General features: G+C 46.7%; 16 protein-coding genes and 2 pseudogenes. 6 read left to right on the top strand and 12 right to left on the bottom strand.

Translation table 11 applies throughout. From position 1 onward, the window contains the following. Nucleotides 1-24: 24 nt before the first annotated feature. The 7 genes from WIG73_RS01725 to cdaA form a co-directional block, all read right to left on the bottom strand. On the bottom strand, nt 25-573 hold the full coding sequence (locus WIG73_RS01725; protein WP_337399024.1) for a lytic transglycosylase domain-containing protein: 549 nt from the start codon (nt 571-573) through the stop codon (nt 25-27). Then, a complete protein-coding gene (coaE, locus tag WIG73_RS01720; RefSeq protein ID WP_337399023.1) occupies nt 566-1,156 on the bottom strand; it encodes a dephospho-CoA kinase in 591 nt (196 codons plus the stop codon). The genes WIG73_RS01725 and coaE overlap by 8 nt, the downstream gene beginning before the upstream one ends. 17 nt (nt 1,157-1,173) lie before the next feature. Beyond that, nucleotides 1,174-1,887, bottom strand: coding sequence for a DUF6062 family protein (locus WIG73_RS01715; RefSeq protein WP_337399022.1), 714 nt, complete (start codon nt 1,885-1,887; stop codon nt 1,174-1,176). A gap of 19 nt (nt 1,888-1,906) precedes the next feature. Further along, nucleotides 1,907-4,084, bottom strand: coding sequence for a DNA topoisomerase (ATP-hydrolyzing) subunit A (locus WIG73_RS01710; protein ID WP_337399020.1), 2,178 nt, complete (start codon nt 4,082-4,084; stop codon nt 1,907-1,909). A gap of 15 nt (nt 4,085-4,099) precedes the next feature. Beyond that, a complete protein-coding gene (locus WIG73_RS01705; RefSeq protein WP_177677803.1) occupies nt 4,100-4,807 on the bottom strand; it encodes a tRNA threonylcarbamoyladenosine dehydratase in 708 nt (235 codons plus the stop codon). 273 nt (nt 4,808-5,080) lie between these two features. Continuing rightward, complete coding sequence (locus WIG73_RS01700; RefSeq protein WP_177677801.1) at nt 5,081-6,013, bottom strand: CdaR family protein; 933 nt, start codon at nt 6,011-6,013, stop codon at nt 5,081-5,083. A gap of 28 nt (nt 6,014-6,041) precedes the next feature. Then, nucleotides 6,042-6,932: a diadenylate cyclase CdaA gene (cdaA, locus tag WIG73_RS01695; protein ID WP_337399019.1), complete on the bottom strand. Its 891-nt coding sequence runs from the start codon at nt 6,930-6,932 to the stop codon at nt 6,042-6,044. A 199-nt stretch (nt 6,933-7,131) separates the two neighbouring features. Between cdaA and WIG73_RS01690 the strand changes: the two genes are divergently transcribed. The 4 genes and pseudogenes from WIG73_RS01690 to WIG73_RS01675 all read left to right on the top strand — a co-directional run bounded on the left by WIG73_RS01690 (nt 7,132) and on the right by WIG73_RS01675 (nt 8,667). Further along, complete coding sequence (locus WIG73_RS01690; RefSeq protein ID WP_177677799.1) at nt 7,132-7,311, top strand: spore coat associated protein CotJA; 180 nt, start codon at nt 7,132-7,134, stop codon at nt 7,309-7,311. Then, nucleotides 7,308-7,577: a spore coat protein CotJB gene (locus tag WIG73_RS01685; RefSeq protein ID WP_249311095.1), complete on the top strand. Its 270-nt coding sequence runs from the start codon at nt 7,308-7,310 to the stop codon at nt 7,575-7,577. Before WIG73_RS01690 ends, WIG73_RS01685 begins: the two co-directional genes overlap by 4 nt. A 12-nt stretch (nt 7,578-7,589) precedes the next feature. Continuing rightward, nucleotides 7,590-7,688: pseudogene (locus WIG73_RS01680) on the top strand (manganese catalase family protein); the annotation flags it as partial. An 88-nt stretch (nt 7,689-7,776) separates the two neighbouring features. After that, on the top strand, nt 7,777-8,667 hold the full coding sequence (locus WIG73_RS01675; protein ID WP_337399018.1) for a stalk domain-containing protein: 891 nt from the start codon (nt 7,777-7,779) through the stop codon (nt 8,665-8,667). Between the two features lie 48 nt (nt 8,668-8,715). Here WIG73_RS01675 and WIG73_RS01670 read toward each other — a convergent pair whose 3' ends face one another. The 4 genes from WIG73_RS01670 to WIG73_RS01655 all read right to left on the bottom strand — a co-directional run bounded on the left by WIG73_RS01670 (nt 8,716) and on the right by WIG73_RS01655 (nt 12,968). Beyond that, on the bottom strand, nt 8,716-9,315 hold the full coding sequence (locus WIG73_RS01670) for a glycerol-3-phosphate acyltransferase (RefSeq protein WP_337399017.1): 600 nt from the start codon (nt 9,313-9,315) through the stop codon (nt 8,716-8,718). 23 nt (nt 9,316-9,338) lie between these two features. Further along, nucleotides 9,339-10,445 carry a glycosyltransferase gene (locus WIG73_RS01665; RefSeq protein WP_337399016.1) on the bottom strand — a complete coding sequence of 369 codons (1,107 nt, stop codon included), beginning with the start codon at nt 10,443-10,445 and terminating at the stop codon, nt 9,339-9,341. Nucleotides 10,446-10,508: 63 nt separating this feature from the next. Continuing rightward, a complete protein-coding gene (locus WIG73_RS01660) occupies nt 10,509-12,446 on the bottom strand; it encodes a hypothetical protein (protein WP_337399015.1) in 1,938 nt (645 codons plus the stop codon). 21 nt (nt 12,447-12,467) lie between these two features. Further along, entirely contained in the window at nt 12,468-12,968 is a 501-nt protein-coding gene (locus WIG73_RS01655; protein ID WP_249311100.1) for a GNAT family N-acetyltransferase, read from the bottom strand. 161 nt (nt 12,969-13,129) lie between these two features. Here WIG73_RS01655 and WIG73_RS01650 point away from each other — a divergent pair, with 161 nt between their 5' ends. After that, the gene (locus WIG73_RS01650) at nt 13,130-13,510 is read left to right on the top strand and encodes a BlaI/MecI/CopY family transcriptional regulator (RefSeq protein WP_177677309.1); all 381 of its coding nucleotides are present in this window, start codon (nt 13,130-13,132) and stop codon (nt 13,508-13,510) included. Next, a complete protein-coding gene (locus WIG73_RS01645) occupies nt 13,510-15,342 on the top strand; it encodes a M56 family metallopeptidase (RefSeq protein ID WP_337399014.1) in 1,833 nt (610 codons plus the stop codon). The genes WIG73_RS01650 and WIG73_RS01645 overlap by 1 nt, the downstream gene beginning before the upstream one ends. Before the next feature lie 75 nt (nt 15,343-15,417). Here the strand turns inward: WIG73_RS01645 and WIG73_RS01640 are convergent. Continuing rightward, nucleotides 15,418-15,493, bottom strand: a pseudogene (locus tag WIG73_RS01640) (4Fe-4S ferredoxin); the annotation flags it as partial.

The raw sequence follows: 15,493 nt of genomic DNA, 5'->3' as shown, positions 1-15,493 counted from the left end.
CCTGGCCCGCAGTTGGGGCTGTGTCTATTTTTTGTAGAGATAATTATAAATCTTTTCGTTTTTCAGTACCAAATTCACATACTTTTCCGTTTCCGGGTATGGAATGACGTCGAGCCCTACGCCGTCTTTGGAATATTTTTTGTTCAGCAGCCAGGAATCCACATTGGCGTGGCCGGCGTTATAGGCCGCCAGGGCGCGCTTTTTATCCCCGCCGTACATATCCAGCAGATAGGAGAGGTAAAAACAGCCCATTTCAATGTTGGTTTCGGGAGTTAACAGCTGTTCTTTGGAAAAGTCCTTCATGCCCAGCTTTTCTGCAATCCACTCTCCTGTGGGTTCCATAATCTGCATAAGGCCGGAGGCATTTTTGCCCGACTTTGCCTCATGGTTAAAATTGCTTTCCGCTTTCATCACGGCGTAGACAAAGTTCTCTGAAAGTCCATATTCTTGCGCATATTTTGAAACCAGCACCTCGTGTTTTACGGGATATTCCATTTTTGCAATTGTCCCCGCCAGCAGGTACAGCACCGCAAGGCCCAGCAGCACAATCACAAATTTTATGAATTTATTCACAGCACACTCCCTTAAAAATATGTTCAGCCTGCGCCAAAAGCGCATCGCTGCTGCCGTTGTTTTCAATATGAAAATCACTGCGGGAAACATAAAAATCATCGCCGTTTTGGGCGTTAATCCTGTCCTGCGCCTGCCGGATAGTCAGTCCGTCACGGGCCATAATCCGTTTCAGGCGCAAACCGCGCTCTGCGGTAACACACACCACGCTGTGACAAAGCTCATTTAAGCCGCTTTCAAACAGCACCGCCGCGTCGATTACCACACACGGTTCCTGTGCATCTTCAATTTCCTTCTGAATTTCCTCAATAATATATTTATGCGTAATCAGGTTCAATTTATGTAACGCTTCCGGAGAACGAAACACAATTTCTGCCAGGGCGGGGCGGTTTAATTCCCCCCCAGGCAAAATCACCTGTTCGCCAAAGGTAGTTTCAATTTCAAAAAGCGCGGGTTTTCCCTTTTCCACCACAAAACGCGCAACCCTGTCTGCGTCAATAACGTGTGCGCCCAACGTGTAAAATGCATTGGACACCGTACTTTTCCCCGCACCGCTGGGGCCTGTTAGCCCAATAATTTTTTTCATGCGGCATTCCTCTTTATTTAAAACTTTGAAAGCTTGCCTGCGCAAATTAGGTGTGCGTCTTTCGGCCCGTTCCAGTTTTCTTTGTCGCTTCGATAGTCAAACTGCTTCACAAACCCATGAACCTCTTGTTTGTTCCGCTTTAAATTTTCAAGTTCCAGGCTTGTCAGCTCCTCTAAAAATTCCTCCCGCCGGCTGCCTGCGTGCTTTTCAGAAGCGTTTAAAACCTCTTTAAAATGGTGCAGGCAAAATCCCTTGCCGGAAAGCACTTTCTTGCGGAAATCCGGCTCCTTGCCGTAAAGGTACCAAAACGTATAGAAAAATTTCGACATAGTGTGCTCCATTCTTTCGCACACAAGGCATGTTGCAGTCAGCTCTGCCGCGGCTTGTGCCACGCGGCTTGCGCCCGGATTCTTCTTTGCAAACAGCCCGGCCTTTTTGCCCGTTTTTTTTGTTCCCCGGGCGTCTTCTAACGTTTGAATCACCTCGTCCATCCGCGTGTCCAGCACCAGGGCAAAGGGCAAGGCCCGCTTAGCGCCGGCAAGCTGATCCATATGCCGGCGGCAGTAGCCCTTTGTGTTGGACAAAATCCGGTGGTCCGGCTCCATCATGGCCGGGCCCAGGCAATAATCAATCTGTTCTGACTCCAACTTATTTTCTAAATAACAAAATGGGCATTCGCTGTCCTGCTCTAAGCTTTCCGACAGCGGAATGGTGTAAATGGTTTCTTTCATGCGACAGCCCTCACAGTGGTTAAATTAAGGTAATCTGCTCCCCTGCCAGGTCTTCCTCTTTCAAGTATGAGCCCCGGGCGGGAATATTTTTCGTTCTGTAATATTCAAAATCTTTAAATGCCACCTCGTCCAACGTACAGATTTTTGCCAGCACGCTGCCCTTATTGGGCGTAAGCACCTGCACACCCTGGGAATTTCTGGTGGCCTTGGGCGCAATTTTTGCGGTGTCGAATATCAACACCTTGTTGATGCTGGAAAACGCCACAAGCTCTGTGTCACCAGCCAAAAACCGCATATCTGCCACAGGGGACTTTTCATAAAAGGCGTTGGCAAGCTTTTTCCGGTTGGTTTTGGTCTCATAGCTTTTCAGCGGCACCTTTGCAATTTTGCCGTTCTGAAAGGCAAACATCATAAATCCGCTGTAGTCTTTCGTCACCGCCATGTATAAAATCCGCTCGTCGCTTAGTCCCAAAATGTTGGGCAAATATTCGCCTAGAGCGCTGGCCTTGCAGTCCGGCAGGTCGCAAATGCGCATTTTATACACGTTGGCCTTGTCGCTGAAAAACAGCGCTTCGTCTAAATTCGAGCACTCATATTCACAAATAAATTTGTCGTCTTCTTTCAGCTTGTGGGCGTTGCTGGCCCTAAGAGACACCAAAGACACCTTTTTTAAATAGTTTTGTTCTGTTAAATACATTCTCAGGTTATAGTCTTCAATAAAGTGCTCCTCCTGCACCTCTTCAATGTCATCCTCCGCTATAATCTGCGTTTTTCTTGGCTTTCCATATTTTTTCGAAATTTCGGTCAGTTCTTTTATAATCAGCTTTTTCACCGCCAAATCGGAGGAAAGGGTTTTGCTGATGTTGCTGATTTCCGCCTTTAGGTCTTTAATATCCGCCAGGCGCTTTAAAATATATTCTTTATTTAAATGGCGCAGTTTAATTTCCGCTATAAACTCCGCCTGAATCATGTCGATAGAAAAGCCCTCCATCAAGTTGGGAACAACCTGGGACTCCTCCTCGGTGTTCCGAATAATGGCAATTGCCTTGTCAATATCCACCAAAATTTTTTCAAGTCCCAGCAGAAGATGCAGACGGTGGTTCTTTTTGTCCAAATCAAAGCTCAGGCTTCGTTTCACGCAGCTTAGGCGGAACGCCGTCCACTCAGAAAGAAGTTCGCGAACACCCATCACCCGCGGCGATCCGTTAATCAGCACGTTAAAGTTACATGAGAACGTGTCTTCCAGCGGCGTCATTTTAAACAGCTTTGCCATAAGCTTGTCCGCGTCGGTGCCGCGCTTTAAATCAATGGTAATTTTCAGACCCGCCTTGTCCGTTTCGTCGCGGATGTCGGCAATCTCCCTTGCCTTGCCCTGCTTCACCAAATCAATAATTTTATCAATCACCGCCTCAATGGTGGTGGTATATGGCAATTCGGTAATTTCAATGCAGTTGTTTTTCTTGTCGAACTGATAAACCGCACGCACCCGAACGCTGCCACGGCCGGTTTCATAAATATTTTTCAGGTCTGCCTCTTTATAAATCAGCTGGCCGCCGGTTGAAAAGTCCGGCGCCTGCAGGTGCGCCATTAAATCGGCCTTTTCGTTTTTCAAAAATGCAATTTCCGCGTCGCACACCTCGGTTAAGTTAAAGCTGCAAATGTTCGACGCCATGCCCACCGCAATGCCCTGATTGGCGTTGACTAAAATGTTGGGAAACGCTGTGGGAAGCAGAGTCGGCTCTTTTAAAAGCCCGTCATAGTTGTCCACAAAGTCCACCGTGTCCTTGTCAATGTCGCGGAACAGTTCTTCACAGATGGGATCTAATTTCACGTTGGTATATCGCGCCGCGGCAAACGCCATGTCCCGTGATTGGTGCATTCCAAAATTTCCTTTTGAATCTACAAAAGGATACAGCAGCGCGCCGTTGTCCCTGGTCAGGCGCACCAGGGTTTCATAAATCGCCATGTCGCCGTGGGGATTTAATTTCATGGTTTGTCCCACCACATTGGCCGACTTGGTTTTTTCCCCTGTGAGCAGCCCCATTTTATACATGGTGTAAAGCAGTTTTCTGTGGGAGGGCTTAAACCCGTCAATTTCCGGAATGGCCCGGGATATAATCACGCTCATGGCGTAGGGCATAAAGTTATTTTCCAATATGTTTACAACGTTTTGGTCTGTGAAATAGTTCTTTTTCATTGTTTTCCTCCGATGTTACATTGCTAATATATCTAAAACTACCTGTGACGCGATTAAAAATCCTGCGGCAGGCGGCACAAAGGGCATGCTGCCCGGAACGCTCCGCTTACTCCCGCCCTCCGGCTGGAAAGAGGGAACAAGAGGGGGTTCCTCTGAATAGACCACCTTAAGCCGTGAAACGCCCCGCTTTGAAAGCTCCCGTCTCATCACGCGGCACAGGGGGCACATCTTTGTCTTATAAATATCGGTCACGCGCAAAAGCTCCGGATGCAGTTTGTTCCCCGTCCCCATACAGCTGATGATGGGAACAGACAGTTTTTGCGCCTGCACAGCCAGTTCTATTTTTGCACTGACCGTATCTACCGCGTCTACAATATAGTCAAACCCAGCAAGGTCAATTTCGTCTGCGGTTTCCGGCAGATAAAACAGGTTCATTTGCGTAATCTTTGCCTTAGGGTTAATGGACAAAATCCGTTCCGCCATGGCCTTTACTTTGCTCTCCCCCACCGTTTCGCTCACGGCGTGAAGCTGACGGTTTAAATTGGTTATGTCCACGCTGTCGCTGTCCACAAGCGTAATTGCTCCAACGCCGCTCCGCGCCAGACCCTCTATCGCGCTGCTGCCTACGCCGCCAACGCCGAACACAACGACCGACGCACCGGCAAGCTTCTTAAGCCCCTCTTCTCCAATTAACATTTCGTTTCTTAAAAACCGGCTGTCCAAACAAAAAACCTCCGAAACAACATAGTATACCGTTATTATATCTTATTATATCATATATTTGGGAAATGGTAAAGAAAAAAATCCGCACGCTAAAAAAGCCGCGCATTGCTGCGCAGCTTCTTTAGTTTCCTTAAAATATATAAGGAGAGAAAATGAAAAAAGTTATGTGTTTGTGGTATGGTTATATAATACCATGATTCACTCCTATTTTCAATTCTTTTATTAGACAAAAATACCAAAAATAACACACTATTTTTGTGCACCATTTACAAACTATCGAGTGTTCTTTTTCAGCTTCAGCGTAACCTTGTTTCCGTCTAACGATTCTACGCCAGTGGGGAGGGTAAGCTCCACTTCCACCTCTTCGTCGTCGCCGATCATCTGCCGGGTTATGGTTTGGGTTTCCGCCTTGTCTAAGCTGTCAATCACCGATGCGGCGCCTGCAACCTCAATGGATTTTAACGAGTTATCGTCTAAAGTATACCACTCGTCATCGTTGTTTAACCCATCTTCAAACTTCGGCTCAATGTTTAATGTTTTCTTCTTCAAAATTTCGCAGTGAACGTCAACGGTGTCCTGGGCCGTCGTCACATATGTGCTGGTGATCACCGTGTCAGTCGAGCCAATCAGTTCAAAGTGCTCCACACTTGAAATGTCCTCGCTTTTGCCTGAAACATCCACCGTTGCCGAAACGTGGTCTATACTGCCCACAATGGATTTTGCGCCGCGGATTTTCATTTTTGCCGGGGTGGTTTTTATCGAACCTACCTTATAGCCTTCCGCTGGTTCCCCGTTTGTGTGAACGTAAATATCCTTCTCTTCTTCAATCACCTCGTCTACTGTAACCGTGATGATGGAGGGGTCCTGATTCATTACCTCTACGTTGCCGTAGGGAATTACCACGCTGGTGTAAACCGTGTGGGTGCCCGTGCCCTCAATGTTGCTCACGTCTGCCAAAACAGACAGGTTCGACTTATTTAAGTCCACCAAATATTTTCTTTGCCCGCGCACCTTTAAATCCACCGTATATTCCTTGTCGTTAATCAGCATCAGGTTCCGGCTGTCTAACTCCGTCTTCTGGGTGAACAAAACCGGCACGTCCTTCACGGTTTTTTCCACCTCCGGACTTTGTACCTGTATGATATAAAACCACATAATGATGGCAAAGAGAAGCGAAACAATTTTTGTTGAAATATCATTTTTCATTCTATCTGCTCCAATCTTTCCGGCATTTTCACTCTTTGCTTTTATCCTGTATTTCCGATTTTTCGTCCTTTTTCTTCCGACTCCGTTTCTGCGATTTTAAATGGTCAATGTTTTTCTTCACGTTGGTGCTTACGTCATCTTTCGGTGCCAGCACCTTATTCAGCAGCTTATACAGCGAATTCACAGACAGATTCCGCATCATGTTGCCGTTTAGCATGACGGAAATTTTCCCGGTTTCCTCCGACACCACAAGGCAAACACAGTCCGCCTGCTCCGAAATGCCCAGCGCCGCCCTGTGCCTGGTGCCCAGTTCATTGGAAAGGTCTTTGTTGGCGGACAGCGGCAAAACGCAGGAGGCCTTTTGAATTTTATCGTCCCGGATAATTACCGCGCCGTCGTGCAGCGGCGTGTTGGGCACAAAAATATTTTCCAAAAGCTCGCTGGTAACCTTGGCGCCAATCACCGTGCCGCCAGTGAGCAAATCGTCTAAAATGGTTTCCCGCTCAAACACAACCAGCGCCCCAGTGTGGGACTCCGCCAAATTTTCCGCCGCTTTGCAAACTTCTCCGGCAACGTCGGTCACGTCCTCTTTTTCAACAGAAAACCATTTACCAAACTTGCTGCGGCCCATGTGCTCCAATCCCCGCCGAAGCTCGGGCTGAAAAATAATAATCAGCGCAATAAACCCCATTTGCATAATATTTTCCAAAATAAAACTGATTACATTTAAGTGCAGCCATTCCGAGATATATGTAATACCAAAAATAATTGCAATGCCCTTTAACAGCTGCGCCGCCCTGGTCTTTCTAAAGTGCTTAATGATATTGTAAATGATGATTGCTACGATTAAAATATCTACAATATCGGACAGCTGAATGGTTTTAAAAAATGGATAAACGCTGTTTCTTATGTAGTCCAAGTATAAGACCTCCATTATAATACTCTTATTATATATTTTAACACAAAGCACGTTTGTTTTCAATTTCATTTATATTACAAATTGAAAAACCGACAGGAAAAAGCGGCACAAAATATGTCGATTTCAGTAGCATTTCTTGTAAACGGCTCATATATTAAAATTGAGGCAACAATTTTTTTATTTGAAAGGATGGGTTTTCATGAACGAAATCGAAAGACCGTGTGTCGGCTACGCCTTTGTTCCGCGTCAGGAACTTACCCGGGTGTTTGAGCCGGAAGAAGCGCTTATGCGCGGCACACTTTTCCCCGAACTCTATCTGCCCTTTAACGTATATGGCAAATGCCCCTGCCGGGAGCAGAAAGGAGAGCGGTGCAGATGAACATGAACAACAACATGAATTTAAGAAACCGCGATGCTCTTATGCGCAAAATTATGGAAATCGACTTTGCGCTCAACGAAATGGTGTTATTTTTAGACACGCACCCGAACGACAAAAAGGCTCTGGCACTCTATCATAAATACGCAGACAAATCCCGCGAGCTAAAGGCTGTTTACAACGAAAACTTCGGCCCGTTAACGCCTGCCGACAATCTGTCGGAGGATTGCTGGGAATGGGTTCACGGTCCCTGGCCGTGGGAAAATTAAGGAGGTTACGATATGTGGCAATATGAAAAAAAACTACAGTTTCCGATAAACATTAAAACAACCAACACCAAACTGGCAAACTTTATCATATCCCAATACGGCGGTCCGGACCGCAATTGCTATATAAAACCTTTCCAGAATTTGTGGGTTGCATTTTGCCGTATATCCATGTTACTATATGAACGAAAGGGTGATAAACATGAAAAAAATCATATCCACTATGCTGGCCGTGTGCTTCATGATGATAAGCTTAACCGCACTGGCCGGGGATATTACCGTCCTTCTGGACGGAAAACAGCTTCGTTTTGACCAAAACCCAATCATTGAAAATGACAGAACACTTGTCCCCGTGCGGAAAATCTTTGAAGAGCTTGGCGCCGACGTCCAATGGCGCGAAAAAGATTCAGTGGTAATCGCAAAGAAAGACGATATGTCCATCAGACTGCAAATCAATTCAAATTGGATGCTCCAAAACGGAGAACTGATATATTTAGACGCCGCGCCAAAAATTGTCGGCGACAGAACGTTGGTGCCATTAAGGGCCATCAGCGAATCTTTTGGCGCAGCGGTAACGTGGGAGGCGTCTTCACAAACTGTGTATGTAACGACCGCAGGGAATGTTCCCAACGCGCCGGATACAGAAACGCCCAGCACGCCGGATACGCCGGAAAATACGCCCGGCGATACCCCCTCTCCCGAGGAAAATGATTTTGAACAGCAGGTGCTTGCTCTAGTGAACCAGGAGCGGCAAAAAGCGGGCCTTGCGCCCCTTTCCTGGAACAGCGACCTGGCAAACGTAGCCCGGGCCCACAGCAAGGACATGAGCGTTCGAAACTTTATGTCCCACACCAATCCCGACGGGCTTTCTCCTTTCGACAGGATTAAAAACGCCGGCATTTCGTACAGAAGGGCAGCAGAAAACATTGCGGCAGGACAGGCCACGCCCCAAAGCGTTATGCAGGGCTGGATGAACTCAGAGGGCCATAAAGCCAACATTTTAAACCCCGATTTAAAAGAAATCGGCGTAGGTTACTTTAACAGCACTACCGGATATAAACACTATTGGACGCAGGTCTTTATCGCACAGTAAAAATAAAAAAAGCCCCTGCCGGAAAAAATTCCGGCAGGGGCTTTTTCTTTACATGGCATTTTCCCGCGACAAATCCGTTTCCGCGGAAAACCGTTTTAAATGCTTTACAATTACAATACCTGAAATTACCGCACAGCCCAGCCCCATGGCAAACAGTCCCTGCCACAGACATACAGCGAGGGAAACCGCGCCGGAAACCGCAAAGGTTAAAATGCTTCTCACCCGCACCGGTGTAATTTTAATGGCGGTAGAAAACAAAATATAAAAAAACGCCAAAATTACAACAGAAAAGGACGCGGGAAACAAGGCCAGCAGAACACCGAACGAAACCGCAATGCTCTTCCCGCCGGATAATTTATAAAACGGAGCGGTGGCGTGACCCAAAACCGGCGCCGCCATCACAACGGCAAACAACCAGCTTTCTGTGTTTAACCACCGAACCGCAAAAAATACAGGCAAAAACCCTTTCAGCAAATCGCAAAAAAGGCACAAAGACGCAACCCGCCTGCCCGCAAAAATCATGGCGTTGGTGGTGCCTGGGTTGTGGTCATCGCTCAAATCACAAATGTCAACGTTTTTTAAGAGCTTGGGAATGTGCCAGCTAAACAAAACACCGCCCAAAAAATATCCAAATAAAATATTCAGCACCCACCGCGCCGTTTCTGCCGTGCTCATTGGTTTAAAATATATGCAGCAATGTCGCGGGACGCATTGGGGTTTATCTGCTCTCTCTGCATTTTGCATATCCTCTCTCTCAATGTGTTGTCTTCCATCAGCCCAAGGGCTTTTTCGACCGCCTCCTGGGGGGAATTTGCCCGCACCGACATTCCCTTTTTCTCAAACAGGGCGGCGTTTTTTGTTTCACAGCCGGGAATGGGCATGGTGTGGCACAGCGGCACGTTTGCCACCGCCGCCTCTGTAGTGGAAATACCGCCGGGTTTGGTTAGCAAAACGTCCGCTGCGTTCATGTAAAGGGCCACCTCAGTGGTAAAGGACACGGCGCGTACCCTGTTGTCCAGCCCATAGCGGCTGTTAAGCCCGGCTTTTAGCTGTTCGTTTCTGCCCGAAAGCACAATTACGCAAACATCCTTCCCGCTTTTTGCAAGAATACCGTCACAAAAATCGAACACCCTGCCGCAGCCAATTCCGCCGGTCATAATCAAAAACAGCTTGCACCCCGCCGGAATGGAAAGCTTCTCCCTTGCCGTTTGCTTTTCCACGCGGTTTGAAAACGTCTTCATCACGGGAATTCCCGTGGTCAGCAGCTTCTCCCCCGCCATTCCTTTTTCCAAACATTCCTCTGTCACCTCGGTGTGGGGAATGAAATAGGCGTCTAAGTCCGTTTCGTGGAAAAACGGAATGCAGGTGTAATCCGTCAAAATTCCGTAACACTTTTGGGTTATCTCCCCTCTGCGCTTCAGCCACGTCAGCGTCTCCATGGGAAACAGATGGGAACACACCACGGCAGTAAAGCCGCCGTTTTCAATGTAGGCTCTAAGCCGCTCCGCATAAAGAGAGTTTGCCCAATACACCGGGGAGGCAAGCTTGGTGGAGCTGTATAAATCTCCAGCTTTATAAATCAGACCAAACATGTTCGGAGCTTTCACAATCATGCGGTTATATGAATTGGTGACAATTTCATTCGGCCTTCTGCCGCTGAAGGTCAGGGCGTCTACCAGCTCGCACTCCGCGCCGAAGTCGTCAAGTGCCTCTTTCACCGCCTTTGCCGCACTGTTGTGCCCCTCTCCGGTGCGGCAGCTTAAAATCAGGATTTTCATTTAAAACCCACCTCGTATCAAATAAAAACAAAGATGCCGCAAAATTGCGGCATCTTCGAAACGTTACCGGAACGCATAAAAATTTTGAATGAAGAATGGCTCTGTCGCGTCTTCTCTGCTGCCGTTTCCGAGCCGTCCGCCGCTGTTTTTGCCCCAGGAGAAAAGCCTGCCGTCATTAGTTGCAAACAGCAGAAAGCTCCCCCCGCAGGATATGGTTTTCACATTCTCTGAAAGCTTTACTGGTTCTTTTAAGTCAAACAGCATTTCACCCTCCGGTTCTGTCACATCCGGCATAACCCAAAGGGATCCGTCTGTTTTCACATAGGCCAAAAAGCCCGTGCCGCTGTCGGCAAACGCCACGTCATCTGCAATTTGAATTGGCGCGAATGTGGAGAAAATGTCATCATCTTGCCCTTCGTAAGGCGTTCCGTAAAGCTGTGAAGACCAGCCCCAAAGCGTGTTGTTTTCATCCACCACCAAAAAGCGGCTGCCTAAGCTTGCCGATTTTGCGTTTTCAAACACCTTCACCGGCGTGGGAATGGTCAGCCCGTCGTTCCAGCTCACTCCCGGCCGTTCCACCCGGCCGTAATAAACGCTGTTGTCTTTTAAATACAAAACCATCTGCCCTCTGGCCGAAAAAGACGAAACGCCGCTGTCTATCAGCTTCGGCTGGTCATACCACGTCCAGTTATAGTCCGTAGGCTTTTCATATAAATTGCCGTCGCTTGTTAAGAAAAAATTGTCCGAAGCGGCTTTCACATTTTCCGCCGCCACAGGCACATCTGTGTTATTGTAAGTCACCAATTTGTCGTAAAGGTAATACAGATTCCCTTCGCGGTCAATCACCGAAGAAAGTCCAGCACTATCCCCTGCGGCAAAGGACACAGTTTCGTCTAACTTCACCGGGACAGTTTTCGTGCCGCGCACCGTTTCACCAAAGCCAAACAGCACGCCGTTTTCGTCAATTGCATAACCGCCGGAATATCCTGCGCTTACCGCAACAATTTTCCCCGCTTCGATCGGTTTATAATCAATAATATTTCCCAGCGCGTCCAAATATCCCTCGCTTACAACCTTGTAGCCATAGCGGTAAGTGTCGTCGGTCTCCGTCACACGGGAAAAAATTTGGGCGCCGTTTTCATAAACAGCCTCCGTCCGGGTGCTGTAGCCATCGTCATACTGTGTTACAGAGAGGAAATATCCGTCTAATACCCCGTCTTTGTAATGTTCAATTTTATAATAGTCCCGCACCCTTCTGTCTGAGCCGTTGTGGGGTATGTGCGTTCCGAAATAGAATAGCGGGCCGTCCGGAACACCGTCAACAAATTTTGCTGTGTAAACATACCGGTCTGTTGACGCCAGCCCATTGGTGAATTCATACTCTTCCGTTACCCGGCCATAGCCGTTTGGCTTGCCGTCTTTCACGTCGCCCGAATAGGTAATGGTGCCCTCAATCTTGTCGCAGGGCAACAAGAGCGTTTCCTTTGCAGACATGTCGTAAAGCTGGTCAGCATAGAAAGCCGCCATGTTAATTTTCACTTCCCGGCGTTCATCGTCATAGCTAAAATATCCATATCGGGTTAGCTCGTCAATTTGAATGAGCGTCTGCCCGTCAACATTAAAAGCAGTTATCGGTTCGTCCTCTAAATAGGTCACAATGTTGGTGGAATAAACGTCGAATGCATGGGCGCCGCGGTTAACGTCGCTCTTTTTCACGTTCAGCTTTTCAGCGCTCAAAAACCATTTGGGATAGTCCGTCTTACGATAAATGCGAAGCTCCCGGGCCGCCTCACTCCACTTCACTGCAAAGCCATAATCCCGCAAATCTTCCGCAATTACATAGGTGTAGTCGTTGATGTTGTAGGATGAAATGGGCTGTTCGTCAATATATGCCGTTATGTCGGTAGCAATCACCTCGCCCACTATGTCCGCCTGAGCGGTGATGCCGGCAAAGCTGAAAACAAAACTGCAAGCCATGATGACAGATAAGAAACGTTTCATTTTAAATCGCCTCCAAAAACGTTAAGCTGATAATTTCATGCAAAGGAACGAAACCGGCTTTGCTGGTTCCTGAGCCCATGCCATTGTCCGTGTCATGGCCTGAGCGCGGCCGCAGTCTTGAAAGCCCGCCCTGCGATAGGTTTTAATTGCCCTTTTGTTAAATTCCGCCACGCGAAGAAGAAAGGTAGCGCTTTCGCCGCCAAACTGCTGTCTGCCAAACTGCACACAGCCGCGGACAAATTTTAAGCCATAGCCCTTTCCCGTATAGTCGGGCTTAAGCCCCAGCCCAATTTCAACAGCGCCGTTTTTCAGCGGTGTATATTGATAGAACCCAACCATTTCACTGCCAGACTTTTCCACGCAAAACCAGTGTGCAGACGGGGCCATAATCGCCTTAAGTTCCGCCTCGTGATACTCTTTGGGTATGTTGTAAAATTCATAGGGCGCAGGATAGTGCCAGTTTAAATAGTCCTTTGCATAAGATTGCGTCATTTTCCGAATGGTGTACATGTTTTTTTCCAATCCCCCATTAGTATTTGCTCAATTTCAGTATAGCACAAAAACGGAATTTAGGCAACAAAAAAAGTGACGCCTTCATAGAAAAAAAGTATTGACAACCAACGTCTACTGTGGTAGACTATTATTGTCTACGGCGGTAGAATAACATATATGGAGGTATTTTCATGTCGACAGAAAATATTAACATTGGCGAAGCAGAGCTTGAAATAATGAAAGTTGTGTGGAAAGCAAAAAAACCCATTGGTTCATCGGAAATTGGAAAAGCGGTAGAACATCACGGCTGGAAACGTACAACCATTGCAACATTTTTGGTACGGCTCGTAGAAAAAGGTGCGCTTGCAAGCGAAAAACGCGGCAAATCGCTTTATTACACCCCTCTGATATCCGCAGTTGCATACAAAAAGGCACAGGTGAAAAATCTTGTCAAAACTGTGTTTGACGGCTCGGCGAAAGACCTGGTGGCTTCTCTTTTTGAGGAAAAGGCTTTAACGGAAGATGATATTCAGGAGTTGAAGGCGATATTTGGCGATGAGGAGGAATCATGATGCTTCAGGAAACTTTCAAAGCACTTCTGATCACCTCCCTTGCCGGAACAGCGCTTACAGGCGTTTTAACACTTTTCCGACCTGTTACAAAAAAAGTGTTCGGGTATATGTGGCATTATTACATATGGCTTGCCGTGCTTTGTGTCATGCTGCTGCCCGTGCGGTTTGGCGTGCCCCAAATCAGCAGGGCCGCTGAAGCTCCCCAGCAGATGCAGGTGCAAACCATGCAAAGGAACGAACCGGCACAGACGGGATTCACACCAAGCCAGACGAACGCGCAAGCGGCAGCAAATATTGCAATGACACAGCGAATAGCCGATTATGCAGGAAAAACCATCCATAACGGCACGAATATTCTTGCCGCGGTATGGCTTGGAGGTATGTTCCTCATACTGTGTATCAGCATGGCCGGATACGCCAGGCTGACGGTAAAAATACATAAAAAATCCGATATCATTTCCTGCCCCGAACTCGAGCGCTATACAAACAAAAAAATCGTTGTGCGCGAGTGTGAAACCCTATCTTCACCCTTTATTATGGGGATAATCCGCCCCACCTTGATTTTGCCGTCAATAGGCCTCACGCCGGAACAGCTTGACAATATACTGCGCCACGAAATGACGCATTTTAAGCGAAGGGACGTTTTGTATAAGTGGTTTGCACATTTCGTAAAATGTGTGCATTGGTTTAACCCAGCTGTTTACTACGTTGTGCGCCAAATCAATATTGAATGTGAAATTTCCTGTGATTTATCCGTAGTGAGCCAAATGAACCAGGACGAGGAAAAAAGTTATATAGACACAATTCTTTCGTTATTATCAAGTAAATCTAAAAACATCCCCTTAACCACGGGAATGACGGGAAGTAAAAAAATATTGAAAAGGAGATTTACAATGATTAAAAACAAAAAAGCAACAAGTAAAATCATGTCGGTATTATCGGCGCTTATAGCGGCCGTTTTGCTGTCAACAACCGTATTTGCCAGCGGTGTGCTGTCGGATTTGACAACAGACCATTACACAATTGATATTCGAAACCACAGGGGCGAAAAAATTGAGCTAAACAATAAGCCGTTTATTGAAAACAGCGAGGTATATGTTCCGCTCCGGGAACTGTTCGAAAAAATGGGATATTTAAATAGCGAGGACAGTTCTATAAAATGGGATAACGGGACGATTGAAATCTCTGTTGTATTTGAAAACAGACCTGCTTATTATGGCTTGGACATCGGCAAAAATTGGCTCCGTTTAGCACCTCCTGATGATAATTATTCTGTTGGTGTTGCTATTGAAATGTCTGACGTCCCGATTTTAAAGGGCGGCACAACATATGTTGTATTAAACGATATGAATTATATGATGTATTCATATTTTGGCATACGGGATGAAAATAATCAATTATGTAAACTGACCTATAACGTTTATGAAAAAAACGGAACTGATGTAACAGCACAGATTGCGGCAGCCACAGAGGCAAAAAAAGAAAACGGGCTTATGAAACAGCCGGAATCTACAGCAGCATTGTTTTTAGATGCTTTTGCCGGCGGAAACTTTGAAAAAATGAAAACATACTGCACGCAAAGCTGTATCGACACATTCTTCGGAGATGGATATGTGTTTGGTATGAAGCGTGCGGAGCTTGTCAATGTGGATATTAACGAAACGGAATATGCAAAATCGTCAAATGATTTCAATATTTTGGTTACGGTGAATATGACTCCTCACGAAAATTCCGTTTTCGACCCGTCGCAGACAAGCACATCGTTCTACATTTGTCTTTTCAGGCAGCCCGACGGCAGATATTTAATCAACGAATTTGCAACCGGTTTATAAACGCCTTCGTTTAACAAAACCAGATGCAAAAAAGAACCGCTGGTTTGTAAAATCAATTACAAACCAGCGGTTCTTTTAGTCAAGGCGCGTTCCGTCTGTGGAAATGGTAACCACCTGCCACGGAATAAATTTTCCGCTGTTTTGCAGCGCC

It is taken from the genome of Congzhengia sp., from assembly GCF_037235575.1.
GTDB classification, from domain to species: Bacteria; Bacillota; Clostridia; order UBA1381; family UBA9506; genus Congzhengia; species Congzhengia minquanensis.
The sequence above is the reverse complement of the archived record's forward strand: the minus strand, read 5'-3'. Positions and strand labels throughout refer to the sequence as shown.